Origin of the sequence: Rhizobium sp. WYCCWR10014 (assembly GCF_001657485.1) — a bacterium.
Lineage (GTDB): Bacteria > Pseudomonadota > Alphaproteobacteria > Rhizobiales > Rhizobiaceae > Rhizobium.
Genome location: NZ_LXFU01000029.1, coordinates 369,380 through 391,254, shown reverse-complemented (window position 1 = coordinate 391,254; position 21,875 = coordinate 369,380). Strand labels below are relative to the sequence as shown.

Here is a 21,875-nt window from a genome sequence, read left to right as displayed (position 1 = left end):
GCTGGACCGTTCGCATCGGAAACTGCTTGGAGGTTACCAGCCGCGGTAGTGGGAAAATTCTCGCCGGGTTATAAAGTTTTCTGAACGTCCGGATGAACGCACTACCCGCTTCGTGGAGCCTCGGCAGACCTGGTCTATCAAGAATCGTTATATCCCCTCTCGAATTTTCGCGGTTCCAAGAGAAGCGGGCGGCGCTGATGATGATGGCAGCATCAATACCGTGGGAGCCTGCCTTGACCATTGACCGGGATTTTCTGGAAGACTTGAGAAAGCGCTTCGGCAGCGCTGCAGGCGGGGAGATGGAAGATCCGCACTTCCGCGCCGTGGCGGCGAGCGTATTCAAGGACGGCGACAGCCGCAAATGGCCCTTCGCCGACCCTGCGACCTTTCTGGATGCTCATTTCATCGAGAACGGCTTGCGCCCCGAGGTGCTTGAGGCGCTCGACGTGGCTTTGATCGGCGTGCCAATGGACCTCGGCGTCACCAATCGCGCCGGCGCGCGGCTGGGGCCGCGGGCCGTCCGGGCGATCGAGCGTATCGGTCCCTACGAGCATGTTCTGCGTGTCGCGCCGATGGGAGGACTAAAGGTCGCCGATGTCGGCGACGTGCCGATGCGCAGCCGGTTCGGCCTGGCCGAGTGCCACGCCGACATCGAGGCCTGCTACCGGATGATCGCGGCAACCGGGGTCATCCCGCTGTCGGTCGGCGGCGACCATTCGATCTCCGGCGCCATCCTCAAGGGCCTGGCGGCCAGCCAGCCGGTCGGCATGATCCACATCGACGCTCATTGCGACACCGCTGGTCCCTATGAGGGCTCGAAGTTCCATCACGGCGCGCCCTTCCGCGAGGCGGTTCTGGCGGGTGTGCTCGATCCGAAGCGCACGATCCAGATCGGCATCCGCGGCGGCGGCGAATATCTCTGGGAGTTCTCCTTTGCCTCCGGCATGACCGTCATTCACGCTGAAGAGGTGGCGGAGATGGGGCTCAAGGCCGTTATCGCAAAGGCTCTGGAGGTTGTCGGCGCCGGTCCGATCTATCTCAGTTTCGATGTGGACAGCCTCGATCCGGCCTTCGCTCCGGGAACCGGCACGCCAGAAGTCGGCGGGCTTCAGCCGAGGGAGGCCCTGACCCTGCTGCGCGGCTTCAAGGGCATCAACCTCGTCGGCGGCGACGTCGTGGAAATCGCGCCGCAATATGACAACACCACCAACACCGCGCAGATCGCCGCCCAGGTCCTGTTCGAACTCCTGTGCCTCGCAATGTTCAGTCCCGCGGTCAGGACAAAACTGACCTGAAAACCAGCTCCACAACGGCAGCGTGGCTCGTGCCCGCTACCATCCTTCACCTGTCGCACAACACGTCTCAAAAAGGGGAACGACATGACTGCTCTTATGAAATTGCGCTACACCGCCACCGCGGCAATTGCCGTGTTCGGCATCCTGGCAGGGGCCGCGCAGGCCGACGAACTTGCCGATATCAAGGCCGCAGGCGAGATCAACATCGGCATCTTCTCCGATTTCCCGCCCTTCTCGTCGGCAAGCGCCGATATGAGCATCAAGGGCTATGACGTCGACGTCGCCCAGAAGATCGCCGACGGGCTCGGCGTGAAACTCAATCTCGTCAGCGTTACCGGCCAGAACAGGATCGCCTACCTGAACGACGACCGCGTCGACCTGCTGATGAGCGTCGGCTATTCGAAGGAGCGCGCCGAGGTTATCGATTTTGCCGCCCCGTACGCCCCCTACTATATCGCCGTCATCGGCCCGGCTGCGCTCAAGGTGACCGGCAAGGAAGACCTGGCCGACAAGACCGTTGCCGTCAATCGTGGGACGCTCGAAGACACGTCGTTGACAGCCGTCGCCCCCGGCTCGGCTGCGATCCAGCGTTTCGAGAACTATAATTCGGTCATCCAGGCCTTCATATCCGGTCAGACCCAGTTGATGGTCGTCGGCAACGATGTCGGTGCGCAGGTTCTGGCACGACAGGACGAGCTGAAGCCGGAGCAGAAGTTTCAGCTTCTCAGCTCCCCCTCGCACATCGCGCTCCGCAAGGGTGAGGAAGGTCTCAAGAAGACTGTCAATGACAGCGTCGCCGCAATGATCGCCGATGGTTCGCTCGACGCAAGCTCGAAGAGCTGGCTGAAAGCGCCGCTCAACCCTGAAAACCTGAAGGACTGACGAGCACCGCCTCCCACTCACCAGAGCATGATGCCGAAAACTGCAAGCGATTGCGGTGGCATCATGCTTCCATTCTTTGGTTGAGAGGCGGATTGGGATTTCGGGCCGACCCGGCCCGGATCATTCGGCTCCAAAGGACAAGCGATGAGATACAGCCTCGATTTCAATTGGCTTTGGGACGGAATGGGAGCTCTGGCTTATGGCGCAGGCACGACGCTTGCACTGACGGTCTCCACATCGGTCCTCGGGATCGTTCTCAGCATTCTCGGCGCGGCTGCGCGCCGGGGACCTTATCCATGGTTGCGCAAGGCCGTCGGCCTGTATGTGGAAATCATGCGCAACACGCCATTCCTGGTGCAGCTGTTCTTCATCTTCTTTGGCTTGCCTAGCCTCGGCATTCGCCTCGATCCGATCACTGCCGCCGTCCTTGCCATGACCCTCAACATGGCGGCCTACACGATCGAGGTGGTCGGCGCCGGGCTCGACGCCATACCGAGAGGCCAGAAAGAGGCGGCGCAGGCACTAGGCCTCAGGCCTCGGCTGGTGTTCTTCAAGATCATCCTGCCGCAAGCGATCGCCATCATCTTTCCGGCGCTGACGAGCCAGATCATCATCATGATGCTGGAATCGGCGGTTGTTTCGCAAATATCGGTCCGCGAACTGGCGCAGGAGGCCGATCTGCTTCAGTCGCGTACCTTCCGCTCCTTCGAGACCTATCTGGTGGCGACGTTGATCTACCTTTCGATGTCCGCCGCACTTCGCCGGCTCCTTTTCGCCGGGAAGCGCCGTTTTCTGGGAGCCGGTCTGACATGATTGAGTTCACCTTCTGGGACATTCTGCGCAATCTTGTCTTCGCGACACGCTGGACCCTGCTGCTTTCGCTCGCAGCCTTTGCCGGCGGCGCGATCGTTGGCCTGGCGATCCTGTCTGCACGCATATCGAAAACGCGCTGGCCGCGCAGCTTCGCGTCCGGCTACATTGCCCTGTTTCAGGGAACGCCGCTCCTCATGCAGCTGTTTCTGATGTTCTTCGGCCTGCCGATGCTCGGTTTCCGGATCGAGTCCTGGACCGCCGCCGTCTGCGGCCTGACGTTCTATGCTAGCGCTTATCTTGCGGAAATCTGGCGGAGCGGCGTCGAGGCGGTGCCGCGCGGGCAATGGGACGCTGCAGCCAGCCTGGGCTTGCATAGTCTCCTCGAACTTCGCCTTGTCATCCTGCCGCAGGCTTTCCGGATCACCCGCGCGCCGACTGTCGGCTTCTTGGTCCAGTTGATCAAGAGCACCGCACTGGCCTCGATCCTCGGCTTCGACGAACTGCTGAAAACCGCCAACGCCATCAACAACGCGACCTTCGAACCTTTCAAGGTCTACGGTCTCGTCGCGGTGATCTTCTTCGCCCTGTGCTATCCGCTGACGCAATACGCCAGATTTCTGGAGAAGAAAGCGGCGTTTGGCTGAGCGGTGCCGAGTTGCTCGGCATTCCGACCACAACGAAGTGTCCGAAGAGCCCGATGCCGGTTGAAAAGCTGGTGCACCGCGTAGTGGCGACGCGGCTCTCGTTCAATCACAGAGAATTCGCTTTATCCAGCAGTCAGAACTTACTGAGAGATCGCATCAATGACCCACACACAAATTCGCATTCTCGATGCCCCGACAACGGGCGAGCTTCTACCTTTCGGCCCGCTGGTCGCGACCCTGCGGCAAGCATTCGCCGAAGGCTGTGTCGTGCCGGTGCGGCATCACCACACGATAGCCAATAGCGGCGAGCCGGATGCGACGCTGCTTCTGATGCCTGCCTGGCATCAAACGCACCGGTCGGAGCGCTACCTTGGCATCAAGATCGTCACCGTCTTTCCCGGCAACACGGTGCGCGGCATTCCCGGTTTGACCTCGACTTACATGCTCTATGATGGCCGGACCGGGATGCAGCTTGCGCTCCTTGACGGAAACACGATCACGGCGCGCCGCACGGTAGCGGCATCGGCCCTTGCCGCGGATTATCTTGCTCGAGAAGATGCATGCCGTCTGCTGGTGATCGGCGCAGGCCGCGTCGCGAGCCTCATACCCGATGCCTACCGCGCCGTCCGGCCGATCGCGCATGTCGATATCTGGGATATCGATCCTGCCAATGCGGAACGGCTGGCGCAGAGCCTCCGGCAACAGGGGCTCCAGGCCACTGCCGTCACGGATCTGGAAGCAGCAGTGCGGCAGGCCGATATTGTCAGCGCGGCGACGCTGGCGACCGCGCCGCTCATTCGGGGCGAATGGCTGCGGCCGGGCACCCATGTCGATCTGATCGGCGGCTTCACCCCGGCGATGCGCGAGGCCGATGACGAGGCACTTCGGCGCTCGTCTGTCTATATCGACACGCACGAAGCCCTTCACGAAGCGGGCGATCTGGTTCAGCCGATCAGGGCCGGCGTCATTTCTACAGATGCGGTGCGTGCGACACTTGACGAGCTGTGCCGCCGGGATGTTCCAGCGCGGACCTCCAATGACGAAATCACTCTCTACAAGGCAGTCGGAACGGCGTTGGCCGATCTTGCCGCCGCGACGATGGTGTATGAGGCAGTCTTGATCGCCGGCTGATGTCTTTTGGGTCGTCCAGGCGATCGCGAATGATCGGAATGGAAGCCTGTCCAGGCATTCGATCGCCAGTGCTGCGCCCGACCAAAGTCCGACGCCGACCATGTCGGTTCGGTGGCAAAGAGGAAGCAATGGGCCGGCGCTGATATTTGTGCGGTATAACGCTTTGTGTGCCATAGTCGGGTAAGCCCCTTGTGCAATCCGATATAGACCCGCAGTGATTACAAATCCGCCGCGCATCGAAATCCAGCAACTGGCCCATTTCGTGCTGGCCTGTCAGAGCCCGACGCTGGCAGAGACCGCGCGCGAGCTTGGGATTGCTCCTTCGGCGCTGACATCAAGTCTGCGTACTTTGGAAAATGAACTTCAACTCAAGCTCTTCATTCGCAAAAGCGGTCACCTCAGTCCTTTACCGGCAGCCTTCTGGCTGTTTCAGCAGGCAACGGCCATCCTTCATCGCGAAAGGTTCGTGCGTCGGATGCGGAATGGGGACACGGACCATCTTCGCATCGATATTCGTCTCGATCTCAGTTTCTCCATCGGCCGATTTTCGAAGGCGATCGGACGTACCGTCGAAGATATGGAACGCGAGCGGCCCGACCTGCTGATCGACGTGATGTTTGCAGACGTGCGAGGAAAATCCCTTGTTGATGACGGAGCTGCGGAAATCCCGGGCAACGCGGGTTTGATGGAAATCGAAGTCGGCTATATGACCGGCGTGCCATCTGCGAACCTGCCTGCGATGACGCCCTTTTACGATGAGGTCTGGCTTTCCGTCGGAACGGCGGAGGCCGCGGTTGATCTTCGCTCCCCCAGTCAGAAGTTTGTCATTTTGAAAATGCGTCAGGCACTTCGCGATGCCGTCACCCGATATGCGGACGAGCATGGCATCCGCGACCGCATGATCCTGATGGATGAAGAGCCGGCAGACCTTCATCGGCTGCTCAACGAGTTTCCGCAAATGCGATTCCTGATGCCCCGCAGTATGGTCGCCGACCGCCTCGGACTTGCGCGCCTGCATCTGGAGCCCCTCGATCCGCCGTTGTCGAGCACCTTGGGCGTGCGCGCAAACGGGCCGGACCAGGCGGTCGTGTCCGCCCTGCTTTGTAACCTCAAGAAAAATCTGGAGGCAACGGAGGCCAATATCGTCTTCCGGCCGCAGTTGACGGCACGTCAATTGCACTACTTCAACCTTGCGCACCTCAGCGGAGGTATTTCGGCGGCGGCGCGCGCGGCGCATGTCACCCAACCCTCCGTTTCGACCCAGATTCAGAAGATCGAGGCGGTTGTCGGGCAACCCCTGTTCGAACGGCGGCGCAACGGTGCCGAGAGCACGAAGGCCGCCAAGGCATTGCTTCCGTTCACCCTGGAGATCGAAGAGCGCATCGACAGCCTTCTAAAGGCCAGTCAGGATATTGCCGCCCACACTCAGGCGACCATCTCAATCGGCATGCTGCCGAGTTCGGGGCATGATAGCGTCATGACGGACAAGGTGGCGCAGGCGCTGACGGCAACCCGCCTTGGCCATCCCGAATACCGGCTGAGAATCATCGAAGGTTCCAACGCTGCGCTTCACGATCAGGTGCGCGCGGGAGAGCTCAATCTGGCTATTGTCGGTTCCGTCCAGACGCAGATGACCCGGATCCATCTCGGACCGAGCGAGCGCCTCTCGGTCGTTGCCAATCCGGCCTTGAACCTTGCCGGCCGAACGGAAATTCCACTGGCCGAAGTTTGCGGATTTCCGCTGGTTCTCGGAATCAAGCATCTCAGTATCCATCAGGCGTTCATGGCAGCCGCCAGCGCGCGGCATCTGCGTGTCGAGCCCATCATGGACGTCGGTTCTCTGCCATTGGCCATCGCCATGGTCCGCCGCTTACCGGTCTGCACGGTCCTGCCGGTGTCCTCGGTCCAGCAGGACATCGGCAGCGGACGCCTCACCGCGGCGTCGATTACGGAAGACGTGATCGCCGGAAACCTCTCGGTGATTTTCTCCGGCGAAAGGACGCTGTCGGAGGCCGAACGGACGATGATCCAGTCACTCGTCGCCGTCTTCGGCCAACAGGCGTGATCTAAAAACATATCGTGTCGAATCGCGCTCATGCGCCGAGCATTCTGATTTTCCTATCCTCCAATTCATGATTTTCGAGCTACCCAGCCTCCGGCCCGCGGCGGATACTTGCCGCATCAAACAGCTCGGAAATGACTTTCACAGGATTGCCGGATGAATGATCGCCCTGATCCGCCTGAAAACGCGGCCATGACATCCCAGACGGCCAACGCCGCAATGCGCGGCAGCGAAAGCGATCAATCCTGTCGAGGCATTCTTCAGGAACTCGACCGACGCGGTCAGCTACTGGTGATTTCGGAGGAAGTCGACCCGATCCACGACGTGTCGGCCATTCTTTCCATCGTCGATGAAAAGGCGGCGGTGAGGCTCGACCGCATCAAAGGTCACGACATGCCGATCTTCGGCAACGTCCTGTCGGATCTCGATCGTGTCGCCCTGGCGCTTGACGTCGCGAAAAGCGAGATCCAGGAAAAGTTGCTGTCCTCGATCGCCTCTCCGGTGCCGCCTGTCTTCGTGGACGATGCGCCGGTACAGCAACAGCTCTTCCAGGACGACATCCTAACCCGGCTTCCAGTCCCGACGTTCTTTTCCAAGGAAACCGGTCCTTACATTACCGCGGGTCTGATCGTGGCGCGTGACCCTGAAACGGGCTTGGGCAACGCGTCCTATGCCCGCATCAAGGTGCTTGGTCCGAACGAGGCGATGATCGGAATTGCACCGAACCATCACCTCGCCATCATGGCCCGCAAGGCGGGCGCCAAAGGCGAGCCGCTCCCCTTCGCCGTCGTCCTCGGCGCGCATCCGGCCATTCAGCTTGCCGCCTGCTTCTATCTGGGGCTTGGTGACGATGAAATGCACTGCGCCGGATCGCTGCTCGGCGAGCCGGTGCGGCTTGCCCGCTGCAAGTCTGTCGATCTTGCCGTGCCTGCAGAGGCGGAGATCGTGCTCGAAGGTCATATTCATATCGACGAGCCGATCCTCGAAGGATTGGTCTCCGAATATCACGGAATGTACGAGGATTACGGTTCCGGCGTGCGCGTCAGATTTGAATGCATGACTTGCCGCTCCGACGCGATGTTGCAGGTGATCGAGCCCGGTTACCACATGGAGCACCTCTATCTCGGCGCGGTGCCGATCGCTGCCAGCCTCAAGGCCGTCATCCGGCGGTCCGTTCTCAATGTCGGCGAGGTTGCCGTCACCGCATCAGGCAGCGGACGGAACAACGTGGTCGTGCAGATCGATGCGCCCCGCCCGGGACAGGCACGCCGCATCATGTCGATCTGCTGGGGTGCGGTCAGCATCGTCAAGAACATCACGATCGTCGACAGCGATGTCGACCCTTGGGATCTCGATGCCGTCGAATTGGCAAAGATGACGCGCATGCGCGCGGAGCGCGACATTCTCATCGTCACGGACCTTCCGGCAGACCGGTCCGAGCCTCAGGAAGACGGCGGCGTGATCGCCAAGGTCGGCTACGACGCCACGATGAAGGCGGGCGATCGAAGGGAAGGGTTCGACAAGGCGCTTCCGCCGCCGGATTCCTACGAACGGATGCGCCAGCTGCTGTTGCGCGTCAAGCCGGAGATGCTGATTTGAGGCGATTGATCATCGGCATATCAGGGGCTTCCGGTGCAATCTACGGACTGCGTGCGCTGGAGATGCTGCGGGATTTCGACGATGTCGAGACGCATCTCGTCATATCGCCCGCGGCGATCCGCACGGCACTGGCCGAAGGGACGGGAAAGACCGCGGACGAAATCCGTGGCCTCGCCGATCGGGTCTACAGCCACGGCGATATCGGCGCCTCGATCGCCTCCGGCTCCTTCCAGTGCGACGGCATGCTGGTTGCGCCATGCTCGATCAAGACGCTGAGCGGGATCGCGCATTGTTATGCGGACGATCTGATCGTGCGCGCCGCCGATGTCTGCCTGAAGGAACGCCGCCGGCTGGTGCTGATGGTGCGGGAAACGCCGTTGCATGCGGGCCATATCGCGCTGATGGACCAGGCAACACGCAGCGGCGCGGTCATCATGCCGCCGGTGCCGAGCTTTTACACGCTGCCGAAATCAATCGCCGAAATGGTCGACCAGACCGTGGGGCGTGCGCTGGATCAATTCGGGCTTCATCATCCGAAGGTTCGGCGCTGGACGGAGGATCATAACGACTGAGCCATGAAGAGCAGTGCTGAAAGCTGCCGGGCCATCATGTCAACCGCATGCAAAACAACGACGCACAATCACTCCCCCAGGGGAACTCAAAAAAAGGAGATAGAGTGATGTTGTCAGACAATCGTTCCAGAAGGCTGCAGAGCCTGTTCATGCGCGGCGCCGCCGCCTTGCTGTTGTCGCTGACGTCGGCCGCACCCGTGATGCTCGCCGCATCTCACGCGATCGCGCAGACGGAAAAGCCCGTCAGCGGCGGCACGATGACCATCATCAACGGTTCGGACATCAAGAGCTGGGATCCGGCGATCACCGCCGGCACCTATCCCGGCGGCCCGATGGATGTGCTCGACGCCGTCTACGGCTTTATCGTCTACGTCAACGACAAGGGCGTCGTGACCGGCGGCATGGCCGAAAGCCTGGCCAGCACCGACGCCGTGACCTGGACCTTGAAGCTTCGCAAGGACATGAAGTTCACGGACGGTACGCCCTATGATGCCGAAGCCGTCAAATACAATTGGGACCGCGCCGCCGATCCGGCCACGCTTTCACCGGCGCAGCCGTTCATATCCTCATGGAACAAGGCGATCACCGTCGTCGATCCGCAGACGCTGACGATCAAACTGTCCTCCCCGAACGCCAATTTCGCAGCCCAAGTCGCCGAGCTGTGCCCCTTCATCGCCTCGCCGGCAGCATTGAAGGCCGCCAAGGAAAAGACCGACATCAAGCCGGTGGGCGCCGGCGCCTTTACGCTGACCGAATGGAACCAGGGCATATCGATGACCATGGCCCGCAATCCCGGTTATTGGGATCAGCCGCGCCCCTATCTGGATACGATCAAGTTCGCGATCATTCCCGAAACCAACAGCCGCATCGCCACCGTCGTGCAGGGCGGCGCAACGATGATGGCCGGTTATCCCTATCAGTTCGGCTCGAACGCAACGGCGCCGGGGGTTGCGACCCGCGAGATCCCGATCCGCGGCATCAACCGCGCCTATCTCAACCAGGCCAAGGGTATCTTCACCGATGTTCGCGCCCGCGAGGCCTTCTATTCCGCCATCGACCGCGCGCGGCTGATGCAGGCCTTCACGCAGATGCCCGGATACAAGGCACCCAGCAATTATTTTGGAGAGAATTCGCCCTATTTCGACAGCGCTTCATCGCTGCCCGCCTATGATCCGAAGAAGGCGCAGGAACTGTTCGATGCTCTGAAGGCGGACGGCAAGCCGTTCTCGATCAAGATCGTCACCTATACCAACTCGGACCTGAAGCGTCTTGCCGCCTACATCCAGCAGGTGCTGACCGGCTATGAGGGCGCCTCGGCTGAGATCGTCGAGGTCGACCAGGCCTCGCTGATCCAGCGGTGCAAGACGCAGCTCGACTTCGACATCTGCGTCGAAGGCGGGGTGCTGGTGTCGAACGGTGCCGAGCCGAACATTTCCAACCTACTGAGTTCCGGCGGTGCTTTCAACTGGGGTCAGTACAAGAGTGCGGAGATGGATGCTGCATTGAAAGAGGCCAGCTCCACTCTCGATCCGGCCGCTGTCAAAGCCGCCTATGTCAAGGTTCAGAAGCTCGTTGCAACCGAGATGCCGCTCTACATCTTCGGGGAACAGACACGCTCGCTGCTGCTGCGCGACAATACCGGCGGCGTCGTTCCTTCGAACGGCGGCATCCTGCAAAAGCAGTTCCTCTACGTCTGCACGGATGTCTGCCAGAAATAGCGGGTTCCAGATCACGACGCGCAGGCTCGCCCGGAAGATCCGGGCGGGCGAAGGGCCGGTCGATGTGCTGGGACGACCGTACACGCCATAGACGTTAAGACGACAGAATGAGCCCCGCCATGCGGGGCGATCGGAAAAGGTGGATGACAATGATCGGCAATCGCAAGAAGGTGAAGTTTCGGGATCTGGTTTCCCGCAAGCAGGTGTTCACGCCCTGCGTCTGGGATTGCTACTCCGCCAAGGCGGCGGAAATGGCCGGCTTCGAGGCGATCCTGCTCAGCGGCGCATCGCTGGGATTCAGCATGTCCGGCGTGCCGGATCTCGGCCTGCACAATCAGGAGGAGCTGGTCTACGCGACCGACCGCATCGCCGACTATTCGCCTCTGCCGCTGGTCATCGATGCCGATGACGGCTTCGGCGATGTCGTCCAGACCTTCCGCACCTGTTATCGTCTCGCCAAAGCCGGCGCCGGAGCGATCCTGATCGAGGATACGCCCAATGAACGCGGATATGCGCGGTTCGGCCGCGCCATGGAGGCGGCGACGCTGGCCGGCAAGGTCGATGGCAACGTGCCGCATGAGGTCGTCTCGCAGGAACTCTGGCTCGCCAAGATCAAGGCCTCGATCGAAGCCTGCGAAGGCACCGATTGCGTGGTTATCGCACGCACTGAATCCAAGCTCGAAAAGGGGCTGGACGACGCTATCGAACGCTGCGTGCGCGCCGCAGCACTCGGCGCTGAAATGACCTATGTGCATGGCCTGCGCACGTTGGAGGAATGCCGGAAGGTGGCCAAGGAATTGCCCGGCTGGAAGATGTTCGGCGATGTCGCGACCGTCAACGGCGTGCCCTTCGTGCGGCTTGAAGAAATCGAGGCGCTCGGCTTCAACCTGGTGACCATGCACTATCTCGAGAAGGGATCGATGTATGGCATGATGGATTACGGTCGGCATGTCTTCAAGGACCGCAGCACGCGCTATGCGGACGAGCATAGCATGGGCGGCATGACGCCTGCCGAGCAGAAGGCCTCGCTGGAGCGGGACAGCGGCTGGCTCGATGCCGAGGACAGATGGAAGGCCCTCTGATCCCGGAGGCCGGCCGCTCTGCCGTCTCGTTTTGCGAAATCCGGATGCCGGTCCAGTCCGGCATTGGATGTTCCACCTGACAATCGGAGTCCGATCGTTGCGAATTGCCAAGCTCTCCTATCTGAAAGCGGTCGGCGTCCGGCTTCTGGCCGGCATTCCGGTCTTCCTGCTGGTGACGTTCTCGGCGACGGCGCTGTCGAGCCTGATGCCGGGGTCGGCGGCGCAGCTGATCCTTGGAGAGAACGCGACGCAGGCGCAGATCGATGCGCTGAACAGCCGTTACGGCTACGATCTGCCGGTCTGGGAACGTTATCTCGGCTGGCTCGGACGGCTTCTTCAGGGAGATCTCGGGCAGACCATGTTCAGCCAGCAGTCCGTGGCAAAACTCCTGGTCGACCGGGCGGCAGTGACGTTCGAGATTGCGCTGCTCGCGATGTTCGTCTCGCTCCTGATCGGCGTGCCGCTCGCCATGTATACGGCCAGCCGGCCGGGCGGCGTCGTCGATACGGTGCTGCGGGCGATCTCTTCGGTCATGCTGTCGATCCCGACTTTCGTCATTGTGGTGCTGCTCGGCTTCATCTTCGCAATCGTGCTGCGCTGGCTGCCGGCGACCGGCTGGGTTTCCTTCAGCGACGATCCGATCGGCAATCTCTATTACGTCGCCTTGCCGGTGATGTGCCTCAGCGTGCACCAGGCAGCCTATTTCTACAGGGTGAGCCGCAGCGAGTTCGTCGCGATCCTCCAGGAGGACTATGTCCTCGTTGCCAGGGCCAAGGGTCTGCCGACGCGCTATATCCTGATGCGCCACGTGTTGCGCCCGGCCTCTCCCCAGGTGCTGACGGTGATGGGCCTGTCGATGACCTATCTGCTCGGCGGTTCCTTCATCGTCGAGAGCTATTTCGCAGTACCTGGCATCGGCTGGACCGTTCTCAATGCGGTGAGCAGCCACGACCTGCCCGTGATGCAGGCCATCCTGTCGCTGACGGTGGTGATCTTCGTCGTGATCTTCATCCTGGTCGACCTCGGTTACGCGCTGATCGATCCGCGGGTGGACGTGTCATGAGCCGCCTCCAGCCAACACAAACGGACCTCGTGCCCGGCCAAGCGGTCGCATTGGCGGAGACGTTGAATGCCGCGATGCCGAAGACCGCGCGGTTCCGCATGCCGAGCGGCCATCCGATGGAATGGTTCGCCTTCGCGTTCCTGGCGGTCCTGATCATCTCCTCGGTTTTCGTGGAGTTCATTCCGGGCCTCGTTCGGGCAAGCTTTCCCTATGGCGATTTCTCGCAAGGCCCGGAATGGAGCCTGAACGGACTGTTCGGAACCGATGCGCTCGGGCGCAGCATTCTATCCCGCGTGCTCTACGGTGCGCGAACGACGCTTGCCATCGTTTCGGTCGCGACGCTGATCTCGCTGGTGATCGGCATGACCCTCGGAATGCTGGCCGGCTTCTATCGCGGCCCGGTCGAGCGGGTCGTCGATCTCTATGCCAATTCCATGGCGTCCCTTCCGCCGATCCTCGTCATCCTGGCGCTGATATCGGTGATCGGAAATTCGGTTTTCACGATGATGCTGGCGCTTGGCCTGCTCGACATCGGAACCTATGCACGCATCGCCAAAGGCGGCGTGATTGCCCAGAACGACCGTGATTACGTGTTGGCAGCACGCGCCATGGGCGCGTCGGACATGCGGCTTCTGCTGCGCGAGATCCTGCCCAATCTCGTTCCGGCGCTGACGGCCATCGTTCCGCCGCTGATGGCGGGGCTGATCATCACGGAGGGATCGCTGAGCTTTCTCGGTTACGGCATTCCGGCGCCGGCGCCGAGCTGGGGCGGGATGATCGCCAGCTCGACCGATCTGCTCAGCCGCTTTCCACTGCTGATCTTCGGACCGATCGTCGCCATCGTTCTAACAGTTTACTCGCTCAACACGGTCGGGGATTGTCTGGCCCGTCGCATGAACCATCGCGGCAGGGAACTCTGATATGACCGAGGCAGCGAAAATCACCCCGGTCCTCGATTGTCACGAGCTCTCCTGTCATTTCAGGTCGCCGTTCGGGCCGATCGGTGTGCTGCATGACGTCAGCTTCAGCATCCCGCCGCGCACGACGCTCGGCATCGTCGGAGAATCCGGCGCTGGCAAATCCATGCTGGTCAAGACCATCATGGGGATTGCGCCGGAGGGCATGAAAACCAGCGGCCGCATCCTTGCAGACGGGACCGATCTGTCGACGCTCAACGAGGCGAAACGCCGCGCCTTTCTCGGCCGCAAGTTCGGGATGGTTTTCCAGAACCCGATGACATCCCTCAACCCGTTCGTGCGAGTGGGACGGCAGATCGAAGAGGCAAGCCGCTTCCATCTGCGGCTTGGAAAGGCGCAGGCGAAGGCGCTTGCGATCGAACTGCTGGCAAGCGTCGGCATTCCCGATGCCGCGGAATGTTACGGGCATTATCCGCATCAGTTTTCGGGCGGCATGAAGCAGAGGATCATGATCGCCACGGCACTTGCCTGCCAGCCGGATCTCTTGATCGCCGACGAGGCGACGACTGCACTCGACGTGACGGTTCAGAAGGAAATCCTCGACCTGCTGCAGGTTATCCAGCAGCAGCGGCAGATGTCGATGATCCTGGTCACGCACAATCTGGGCATCGTCGCGGGACGCACCGACGACATCCTCGTGCTCTATGGCGGGCATGTCGTGGAATACGGCCCGACGGAGACCGTCTTTTCCCATCCGCGCCATCGCTATACCGAGGCTCTGCTTTCGGCGATGCCGCGCATGGACCAGCCGGCTCATACGAAACTACACACGATCCCGGGCCGTCCGCCCGATCTCGCCCACCCCGCGCCGGGATGCCCGTTCGCGCCGCGCTGTCCTGCTGCCGAGGCCCGCTGCCATGCCTCGATGCCGCCGATGACGACCAGTGCGGACGGCAAGCATCGCTTCGCCTGCTATGTGCCTGTTCAAACCGGCGATGCAGCCGACACCGCGGTCGAAAGGAGGGCATTGTCATGAATGACGAGCCTTCCGGCCAGGCCATCGATGCAGGTGCCGCAACGCATGCCTTCGATGCTTTCCTGCGCGACGACGCGCTTTTGAAGGTACGCGATCTCTCGGTCAGATATCGCCGCGGCGGCAAGACCTTTGTTGCGGTCGACGGCATCTCCTTCGATGTGGCCCCTGGAGAAACGCTCGGCCTCGTCGGAGAGTCGGGCAGCGGCAAGACGACCATCGGCCGTGCCCTTCTGAAGCTTCTGCCGAAGGCGGATACGCGTGTCGACGGCCACGTCGAATATGACGGCCTGAATGTTGCCGATCTCTCTGCTTCCGATCTTCGCGCCATCCGCAGGAAGCTGCAGATGATCTTCCAGGATCCGATTTCTTCCTTCAATCCGCGCCGCAAGGTGCAGGATATCGTCGGAGAAGGCCTCGAGATCCAGGGCATCCGCAAAGCGGAAAGACTCGAAAGGGTCGATCGTGCGCTCAACGATGTCGGCATGAGCCGGGCGATGGTGGAGGGCCGCAGGCCGCATCAGTTTTCCGGCGGCCAGTGCCAACGCATTGCGATCGCGCGGGCGCTTGCCGTTGGGCCGGAGCTGATCGTCTGCGACGAGCCGGTTGCATCTCTCGACGTGTCGGTGCAAGCGCATGTGATCAATCTTCTGCAGGATATCCGCCAGAAGCGAAACCTGGCGCTGATCTTCATTTCCCACGATCTCGCCGTCGTGCGCAATGTCAGCGACAGGGTCGCCGTCCTCTACATGGGCAGGATCGTCGAGATCGGAACCGGCGATGCCATCTATCAGCGTCCGGCGCATCCCTATACCCGCAGGCTGCTGGAAGCAGTCCCGGTTCCCGATGCCAGCCGGAAGATCGTGCCGAGCGCAACGCCGACTCAGGCCTCATCGCGGAGCGCGCCGCCGTCCGGATGCCGGTTCCGCCTGCGTTGCCCACGCGCTCAGGCGATCTGTGCAGCGCAGGAACCGAAGCTTGCGGCGATGCCCTACGGCCAATTCGCGGCCTGCCATTTCCCTCACGACGAACCGGCGCCCGGAATAAAGACAGCGGAACAAGCGTGATGGAAAAAGCCCTTGATGCATTCGACGAAAAAACGGAGGCAAGCGACAACGCGCGCTCAGAACAGGATACCGGAGCTGCGAGGCGGACTGTTTTCTGTGCCAACGTGTTCGATGTCATGGTCCGGCTCTACGGCGAGCCCGGCATCGCGTCTTTGTGCCTCGAAGCCCAGACCAGTTACGCGGTGGACGTGCCGTCACTGCTGTTCTTCGCTCTTGCGGATAGTGACGGACACGGCGCGGATGACGGCGAGATGCGGCGGCTTCTGGACCGTGCCGGCGAATGGCGCTCGCTTTTCGTCCTGCCGTTGCGACATCTTCGGCTAACCCTGCGTCAAGGCCGCAGGAACACGGCAGAGATTGAATTTTACGAGCAGATCAAGGCAGCGGAGCTGGAGGCGGAACGGTTGCAGGTCCGGCGCCTGGCCGACGACTTTCTCCCGCTCGAAGGGCCGGGCGGGCTGGCAGCCCGCTATCTCGAAACGATTTCCATGCCGGAACCTGAAGCAGGGACGTTGGTCGGACAGCTACGAGACGCCGCCAAGGCCGTGTCCCGCGGCTTTCCCCATCATGCGCATTGAGGATCTGAAGACATCATGAGCGATTTCGACGCCGTCATGACAGGAACCATCGTCACCGAAGAAGGTGTCACGGAAAACTACGTCGCCGTCACTGGCGACATTACCGCTGCGATGGAGATAGGCTGCGCTCCCGGCGCGCGCGTTCGATTTCGGCACTTACCTTCTCACACCTATCGAGCTTCAAGGACATCGAGATGAACGCCATAATTTTAGACGGTGACAGCCTGACGATCAAAGATACCGTTCGCATCGCGCGCCAGGGCGCCAAGGTAGCGCTCGCCGATGCAGCGCGCGCCGAAATCATCAAGGTGCGAAACTATATCGAGGAAAACTGGCTGACCGAAAACGCGCCGCCGACCTACGGCTTCAACACCGGCGTCGGCAAGCTCAAGGATTATGCCATCAACCAGGCCGATAACGACCGCTTCCAGCGCAATATCGTGCTCTCGCATTGCTCCGGCATCGGAGAGCCGGCGTCGGAAGAAATCGTCCGCGCCATGATGGCCGTCCGCATCAACGCCTTCTGCCTCGGAGTTTCCGGCCTGCGGATCGAGGTGGTCGATCGTCTCGTTGAGATGCTGAACCGTGGCGTTCATCCTGTGGTGCCGATCCAGGGGTCGGTCGGCGCGTCCGGCGATCTGGCGCCGCTGGCGCATATGGTTTCGGTGCTGATCGGCTATGAGGAGGCGGAAGCCTATTATCAGGGCGAACGCATGCCAGCGCCGCAGGCTCTGGAAAAAGCCGGCATTTTCCCCCTTGTTTTCGATCTCAAGGCGAAGGACTGCCTTGCCCTCATCAATGGCAACAGCCTTTGTGCGGCCATGGCGGTTCTCAACCTCCACGACGCCGAGATGCTGATGAAGACAGCCGATGCGGCCGGCGCTCTCAGTCTGGAGGCGATCCGCGGCGAGCAGGCGGCATTCGATCCCCGCATTCATCTCGTGCGCAAGCAGCCCGGGCAGATCGCGACTGCGGAAAATATCCGTCGCATCATCGAGGGCAGCCGTCGCACGACCGAGGCAGCACGTGCGGTACGCCTCGAGGACGATATCCTGCATCCGAAACACACCGCCCGAATCCAGGATCAGTATTCCTTCCGTTGCCTGCCGCAGGTGCATGGAAGCTGCCGCGACCAGCTGGAGCACGCCAAGGAGCTGATCACACGCGAGCTCAACGCCGCAACCGATAATCCGCTCGTCTTCTGGAATGAGCTCGGCGCGCTGGAATTCCTGTCGGGCGGCAACTTTCATTGCGAACCCATCGCTTTTGCCATGGACTTGCTGACGATCGCTTTGGTGGAAATCGGCAATATTTCCGAGCGCCGCCTGTTCTCGCTCTGCGACACGACATTGAACTACGGCCTGCCGCCGAACCTTGCCGGCAAGCCGATCGGCCTGAATTACGGCTATGGCATCATCTCGACGGCTGCGGCGTCCGTCGCATCGGAAAACAAGACGCTGGCTTTCCCCGCCGTTGCCGATACCATCCCGACCAAGAGCAGCCAGGAAGACCATGTTTCGATGGCGACATGGGCATGCCGCAAGACGCGTCAGGTGGTCGACAACATGCCGAAGATCCTTGGTGTCGAATGCCTGCTTGCGGCCCGCGCCATCTTCCTGACCGAAGAGGCGCTCGGCGGCTACAAGCTCGGAGCCGGCAGCCAGGCCCTCTATGACGCGCTTCGCGCCACGATCCCGTTCCAGCAGGAGGATAGCTACATGCCCAAGCAGACCACACCGGCTCTCGAGATCGTGCGGTCCGGCGCATTTCTGGAGGCCATCGAGAATAAGATCGGCGCGCTGAAATAGGCGGGCCGGCTGATTTGAACTGCGCCCGCATCATGAAGTGCCGACGTTTCATCGCCGCCTGCAATTCCCCTGACCGGAGAGAACCATGTTCGATGATCTGACAATGCCGCCAGCCGACAAGATCCTATCATTGATGCCGATTTTCCGGCAGGACAGTCGTCCGAACAAGATCGATCTCGGCGTCGGGGTCTACCGGGACGCCTCCGGTACGACGCCGATCCCGCGGGCGGTGAGGGAGGCGGAAAAGCGAATCCATACCGCGCAGACGACCAAGGCCTATGTCGGCCCGGCCGGAGATCCTGTTTTCTGCGATCTCATCGGCAGGCTTGTCTTCGGCGAGGCCGCGCCGTGGGAGCGAATTCGCGGCATCCAGACGCCGGGCGGAGCGGGCGCCTTGACGGTGCTCGCCGGCTTGATCTCCCTGGCGCGCCCGGGTGCTGCGGTCCATGTGCCCGATCCGACCTGGGTGAACCATGTGTCGATCCTCGAAGACAACCGGCTTCGGATCGTCACTTACCCGTACCTCGATCGCCGAACAGGCGAGGTGGATTTCGACGCCCTGCTCGATCATTTTTCGCGGGCGGAGCGGGGTGATGTCGTGTTGCTGCACGGCTGCTGCCATAATCCGACGGGCGCCGACCCAAGCCGTTCGCAATGGCAGGCGTTGGCGGAGATCATCGCCGAGCGCGGGCTCGTTCCGCTGGCCGATATCGCTTATCAGGGGTTTGGCGACGGTCTCGATGACGACGCCTTCGTCGTGCGGCTGCTCGCCGGCATGGTTCCGGAAATGCTCGTCTCCGCATCATGCTCGAAGAATTTCGGAATCTATCGCGAACGTACAGGTGCGGCGTTCATTCTCGCCGCCGACGCGGATCGGGCGGATGCAGCCAAGGCGCAACTTACGGTGCGCGCCCGTATCGTCTATTCGATGCCGCCGGATCATGGCGCGGCTATCGTTCGCACCGTCCTGGAGGACCCGGCACTCGCGGCCAACTGGCGCGCCGAGCTGGATGGTATGCGCTCCAACATTCTGTCGCTGCGCCAGGGGCTTGCTGCCTCGTTCCGGCGTTTCACCAATGGCGGCGACTACGATTTCCTCGCCAGGAACAAAGGCATGTTTTCGCTGATCGGTCTGACACCCGGGGAAGCCGTAATGCTGCGCGAGCACCACGCCATCTACATCGTCGAGGACGGACGCATCAATGTCGCCGGGCTGCAGGCCAGCCAGATCGACACCTTTGCGGAAGCCGTTCTGGCAGTTCGCGGGAAACGCTGATTGGCATCCGTTTGAGGCCAGAGACAAGAACTATTCGCGCTTCCCTCCCCTGACAGCGTTCCTTACAATCTTGCCTGTCCTCCCCGAGCCCTGGAAATGAGGTTTTCATGAGCACGCTTACCCGCTTCTCCGTTCAGCCGCTCTCGACTATGACCCGCCGTCTTGCCGATGTCGCCTCCGCTCGTCGCGAACCCGACCTGGTCATCCAAGGCGCACGCGTTTTGTCCACCTATTCGGAGCGTTTTCTCGACGGACGCGAAGTCTGGATTTCGGGGGGCCGCATCGCAGCAGTGAAGCCGGCCGGCAGCTACAGAGGCGGGAGCGCCAAGCTCTACGACGCCAGAGGCGGCATCATCGCCCCTGGCCTGGTCGATCCGCATATCCATATCGAATCCTCGATGGTGACGGCCTGCGCCTATGCGGAAGCGGCGCTCCTCAACGGCACGACGACGATCTTCTGCGACAGCCACGAGATCGGCAATGTCATGGACGTCGCCGGCGTCGAGGCCATGCTCGAGGATGCACGGCAGGCGCCGCTGTCGATCTTCCTGACCGTGCCGAGCACCGTGCCGGCGACGACGCCTGATCTGGAAACAGCCGGCGGCGACCTGACGCCGGACAAGATCGCCGCCCTGTTCGACAAATGGCCGGAAGCCGTGGCTCTCGGTGAGAAAATGGATTTTGTCCCCGTTGCGATGGGCGACGAGCGCAGCCATGCGATCCTGGCTGCAGCACTCGAGCGCGGCAGGCCGGTGTCGGGCCACGTCTACGGACGAGAGTTTGTTGCCGCCTATGCCGCATCCGGCGTTACCGACACGCATGAAGCCATCGACCGCGACATTGCCGACGACCTGCTGGAAGCCGGCGTGTGGATCTTCCTGCGCGGCGGCCCGCCGACGACCCCCTGGCATTCGCTGCCGCAGGCGATCAAGACGATCACCGAGCTCGGCGCCTCCCACAAGCGCGTCGCCGTCTGCACCGACGACCGTGATGCCGAAGATCTGCTTACCTTCGGCCTGGACTGGGTAACGCGCGAAGCCGTGAAATACGGCATGAGGCCGGAAGAGGCCTGGGCGATGGGTTCGCTGCACGGCGCGACGCGGTTCGGCATGGAAGGCGAAATCGGCGGTCTGGGCGGCGGACGCCGCGCGGACCTGGTGCTTCTCAGCGACGACCTTACGCCTGTTAGCACCTGGTACGGCGGCGAGCTCGTCGTCGACGGCAAGAAGATCACGCCGATCCTCGACGAAGCCCTGTCGAAACCGTACCGCTATCCGGATGCCGCCTACCACACGGTCAAACTGCCAAAAAATCTCAAGCTGACACCGGACCTGCCGACGGAGACAGTCGTCGCTCATACGATCAAGACGGAGCTACCTGGCATTACCCTCGGCCACGTCACCGTCACGCTGGAACCGGCCAATGACTGGCAAGCCCATTTCGACAAGCACGACCTCTGCTTCGTGACGGTGGTGGAGCGTCACGGCAAGTCTGCCGGCAATGTCGCCCACGGACTGCTCAACGGCTTCGGGCTCAGACAAGGCGCTGTCGCATCCTCGGTCGGCCACGACAGCCACAACATCATCGTCGCCGGCACCAATGCCGCGGACATGCAGGTGGCGCTCGACGCGATCGAAGAAAAGCAGGGTGGCGTCTGTGTCGTCATGGACGGCAAGGTGACGGCCATGGTGCCACTGCCGATCGCCGGGCTTTTGTCCGACAAGCGCGTGCACCAGGTCGCGGACGAGGTAAAGGCCTTGAAGCTCGAATGGGAAAGGGCAGGCTGCACCATCGCCTATATGGGCTTCAACCTTATCCCGCTGTCGGTCATCCCGGAAATCCGGATAACCGACAAGGGTCTGGTGCTGGTGCCGGAAATGGTGATCTCGCCGCTCTTCGAAAAGGCCTGAACGCGGGCAATCCGATGGTGAAAGAGGTGCCGATCCTTCGCCGTGACGAGGCAAGAAACCTAACTTGTCGCGAGCGAACCACCATCAATAACGTTAGGCATCGAGCACACCTCGTTTGGCAACCGATATCAGTTCCTTGAAGTGCGTAACAATCCTACCTTCGCGACTAGCGTCTTCCGCTTCCCAACCGAACTTCCACGCGTCGTGACGCGCAAGCCAATCCCCGAGGGCGCCGGTATCACCAGTCGGCATCCTATGGGCGGCGAGGTATGGGTTTTCGTGAGCCTTCAGGCCGAGCACCCGCGCCCTTGAGCCTGCTTCCTGTAAATCGATCAGCTCTTCAATTGTCATACGCGATCCCCCACGATGCCGGCGACGGTAGCATCGCAGTCCGCGCATGCAAGTGAATGCTAATTAATGGGTTA

At 61.6% G+C, this 21,875-nt stretch carries 20 protein-coding genes; 19 read left to right on the top strand and 1 reads right to left on the bottom strand.

Annotated features, from left to right (window positions below; genetic code table 11):
- Window positions 1–233 precede the first annotated feature (233 nt).
- The 19 genes from speB to A6U98_RS10425 all read left to right on the top strand — a co-directional run bounded on the left by speB (window position 234) and on the right by A6U98_RS10425 (window position 21,450).
- On the top strand, window positions 234–1,295 hold the full coding sequence (speB, locus tag A6U98_RS10510) for an agmatinase (protein ID WP_197496370.1): 1,062 nt from the start codon (window positions 234–236) through the stop codon (window positions 1,293–1,295).
- A gap of 84 nt (window positions 1,296–1,379) precedes the next feature.
- Entirely contained in the window at window positions 1,380–2,177 is a 798-nt protein-coding gene (locus A6U98_RS10505) for a transporter substrate-binding domain-containing protein (RefSeq protein WP_064649720.1), read from the top strand.
- A gap of 144 nt (window positions 2,178–2,321) precedes the next feature.
- Entirely contained in the window at window positions 2,322–2,990 is a 669-nt protein-coding gene (locus tag A6U98_RS10500) for an amino acid ABC transporter permease (RefSeq protein WP_064649719.1), read from the top strand.
- A complete protein-coding gene (locus A6U98_RS10495) occupies window positions 2,987–3,634 on the top strand; it encodes an amino acid ABC transporter permease (RefSeq protein ID WP_064649718.1) in 648 nt (215 codons plus the stop codon). The genes A6U98_RS10500 and A6U98_RS10495 overlap by 4 nt, the downstream gene beginning before the upstream one ends.
- A 159-nt stretch (window positions 3,635–3,793) precedes the next feature.
- Window positions 3,794–4,765, top strand: coding sequence for an ornithine cyclodeaminase family protein (locus A6U98_RS10490; protein WP_064649717.1), 972 nt, complete (start codon window positions 3,794–3,796; stop codon window positions 4,763–4,765).
- Between the two features lie 214 nt (window positions 4,766–4,979).
- The gene (locus A6U98_RS10485; RefSeq protein ID WP_064649716.1) at window positions 4,980–6,830 is read left to right on the top strand and encodes a LysR family transcriptional regulator; all 1,851 of its coding nucleotides are present in this window, start codon (window positions 4,980–4,982) and stop codon (window positions 6,828–6,830) included.
- Window positions 6,831–6,983: 153 nt separating this feature from the next.
- A complete protein-coding gene (locus A6U98_RS10480) occupies window positions 6,984–8,426 on the top strand; it encodes a UbiD family decarboxylase (RefSeq protein WP_064649715.1) in 1,443 nt (480 codons plus the stop codon).
- Complete coding sequence (locus tag A6U98_RS10475; protein WP_064649714.1) at window positions 8,423–8,998, top strand: UbiX family flavin prenyltransferase; 576 nt, start codon at window positions 8,423–8,425, stop codon at window positions 8,996–8,998. Before A6U98_RS10480 ends, A6U98_RS10475 begins: the two co-directional genes overlap by 4 nt.
- Window positions 8,999–9,105: 107 nt before the next feature.
- Window positions 9,106–10,716: an ABC transporter substrate-binding protein gene (locus tag A6U98_RS10470; RefSeq protein WP_064649713.1), complete on the top strand. Its 1,611-nt coding sequence runs from the start codon at window positions 9,106–9,108 to the stop codon at window positions 10,714–10,716.
- 143 nt (window positions 10,717–10,859) lie between these two features.
- Window positions 10,860–11,798 (top strand): isocitrate lyase/PEP mutase family protein, encoded by a 939-nt coding sequence (locus A6U98_RS10465; protein WP_018069089.1) that lies wholly within the window; start codon window positions 10,860–10,862, stop codon window positions 11,796–11,798.
- 67 nt (window positions 11,799–11,865) lie between these two features.
- Window positions 11,866–12,861 carry an ABC transporter permease gene (locus A6U98_RS10460; protein ID WP_064649712.1) on the top strand — a complete coding sequence of 332 codons (996 nt, stop codon included), beginning with the start codon at window positions 11,866–11,868 and terminating at the stop codon, window positions 12,859–12,861.
- A complete protein-coding gene (locus tag A6U98_RS10455; RefSeq protein WP_064649711.1) occupies window positions 12,858–13,781 on the top strand; it encodes an ABC transporter permease in 924 nt (307 codons plus the stop codon). Before A6U98_RS10460 ends, A6U98_RS10455 begins: the two co-directional genes overlap by 4 nt.
- A 1-nt stretch (window position 13,782) precedes the next feature.
- Window positions 13,783–14,814, top strand: a complete 1,032-nt coding sequence (locus A6U98_RS10450; protein ID WP_064649710.1) for an ABC transporter ATP-binding protein — start codon at window positions 13,783–13,785, stop codon at window positions 14,812–14,814.
- The gene (locus A6U98_RS10445) at window positions 14,811–15,878 is read left to right on the top strand and encodes an ABC transporter ATP-binding protein (RefSeq protein WP_064649709.1); all 1,068 of its coding nucleotides are present in this window, start codon (window positions 14,811–14,813) and stop codon (window positions 15,876–15,878) included. The genes A6U98_RS10450 and A6U98_RS10445 overlap by 4 nt, the downstream gene beginning before the upstream one ends.
- Complete coding sequence (locus A6U98_RS10440; RefSeq protein WP_064649708.1) at window positions 15,878–16,456, top strand: TIGR02444 family protein; 579 nt, start codon at window positions 15,878–15,880, stop codon at window positions 16,454–16,456. Before A6U98_RS10445 ends, A6U98_RS10440 begins: the two co-directional genes overlap by 1 nt.
- 15 nt (window positions 16,457–16,471) lie before the next feature.
- Entirely contained in the window at window positions 16,472–16,654 is a 183-nt protein-coding gene (locus tag A6U98_RS36730; protein WP_156667827.1) for a hypothetical protein, read from the top strand.
- Window positions 16,651–18,264, top strand: coding sequence for a histidine ammonia-lyase (gene hutH / locus A6U98_RS10435; RefSeq protein WP_064649707.1), 1,614 nt, complete (start codon window positions 16,651–16,653; stop codon window positions 18,262–18,264). Before A6U98_RS36730 ends, hutH begins: the two co-directional genes overlap by 4 nt.
- 85 nt (window positions 18,265–18,349) lie before the next feature.
- The gene (locus A6U98_RS10430) at window positions 18,350–19,540 is read left to right on the top strand and encodes an amino acid aminotransferase (RefSeq protein WP_064649706.1); all 1,191 of its coding nucleotides are present in this window, start codon (window positions 18,350–18,352) and stop codon (window positions 19,538–19,540) included.
- A 107-nt stretch (window positions 19,541–19,647) separates the two neighbouring features.
- Complete coding sequence (locus A6U98_RS10425) at window positions 19,648–21,450, top strand: adenine deaminase C-terminal domain-containing protein (protein ID WP_064649705.1); 1,803 nt, start codon at window positions 19,648–19,650, stop codon at window positions 21,448–21,450.
- A gap of 93 nt (window positions 21,451–21,543) precedes the next feature.
- Here A6U98_RS10425 and A6U98_RS10420 read toward each other — a convergent pair whose 3' ends face one another.
- Window positions 21,544–21,801, bottom strand: a complete 258-nt coding sequence (locus A6U98_RS10420) for a CrpP-related protein (protein WP_064649704.1) — start codon at window positions 21,799–21,801, stop codon at window positions 21,544–21,546.
- Between the last annotated feature and the right edge of the window lie 74 nt (window positions 21,802–21,875).

Bases quoted from the DNA above. Each gene is read 5' to 3' on its own strand.
- A6U98_RS36730 (WP_156667827.1), top strand. From the start codon at position 16,472: ATGAGCGATTTCGACGCCGTCATGACAGGAACCATCGTCACCGAAGAA.
- A6U98_RS10490 (WP_064649717.1), top strand. From the start codon at position 3,794: ATGACCCACACACAAATTCGCATTCTCGATGCCCCGACAACGGGCGAG.
- A6U98_RS10425 (WP_064649705.1), top strand. From the start codon at position 19,648: ATGAGCACGCTTACCCGCTTCTCCGTTCAGCCGCTCTCGACTATGACC.
- A6U98_RS10460 (WP_064649712.1), top strand. From the start codon at position 11,866: ATGTTCCACCTGACAATCGGAGTCCGATCGTTGCGAATTGCCAAGCTC.
- A6U98_RS10465 (WP_018069089.1), top strand. From the start codon at position 10,860: ATGACAATGATCGGCAATCGCAAGAAGGTGAAGTTTCGGGATCTGGTT.
- hutH (WP_064649707.1), top strand. From the start codon at position 16,651: ATGAACGCCATAATTTTAGACGGTGACAGCCTGACGATCAAAGATACC.
- A6U98_RS10500 (WP_064649719.1), top strand. From the start codon at position 2,322: ATGAGATACAGCCTCGATTTCAATTGGCTTTGGGACGGAATGGGAGCT.
- A6U98_RS10430 (WP_064649706.1), top strand. From the start codon at position 18,350: ATGTTCGATGATCTGACAATGCCGCCAGCCGACAAGATCCTATCATTG.
- A6U98_RS10505 (WP_064649720.1), top strand. From the start codon at position 1,380: ATGACTGCTCTTATGAAATTGCGCTACACCGCCACCGCGGCAATTGCC.
- A6U98_RS10480 (WP_064649715.1), top strand. From the start codon at position 6,984: ATGAATGATCGCCCTGATCCGCCTGAAAACGCGGCCATGACATCCCAG.
- A6U98_RS10470 (WP_064649713.1), top strand. From the start codon at position 9,106: ATGTTGTCAGACAATCGTTCCAGAAGGCTGCAGAGCCTGTTCATGCGC.
- A6U98_RS10440 (WP_064649708.1), top strand. From the start codon at position 15,878: ATGGAAAAAGCCCTTGATGCATTCGACGAAAAAACGGAGGCAAGCGAC.
- A6U98_RS10420 (WP_064649704.1), bottom strand. From the start codon at position 21,801: ATGACAATTGAAGAGCTGATCGATTTACAGGAAGCAGGCTCAAGGGCG.
- A6U98_RS10455 (WP_064649711.1), top strand. From the start codon at position 12,858: ATGAGCCGCCTCCAGCCAACACAAACGGACCTCGTGCCCGGCCAAGCG.
- A6U98_RS10450 (WP_064649710.1), top strand. From the start codon at position 13,783: ATGACCGAGGCAGCGAAAATCACCCCGGTCCTCGATTGTCACGAGCTC.
- A6U98_RS10445 (WP_064649709.1), top strand. From the start codon at position 14,811: ATGAATGACGAGCCTTCCGGCCAGGCCATCGATGCAGGTGCCGCAACG.
- A6U98_RS10495 (WP_064649718.1), top strand. From the start codon at position 2,987: ATGATTGAGTTCACCTTCTGGGACATTCTGCGCAATCTTGTCTTCGCG.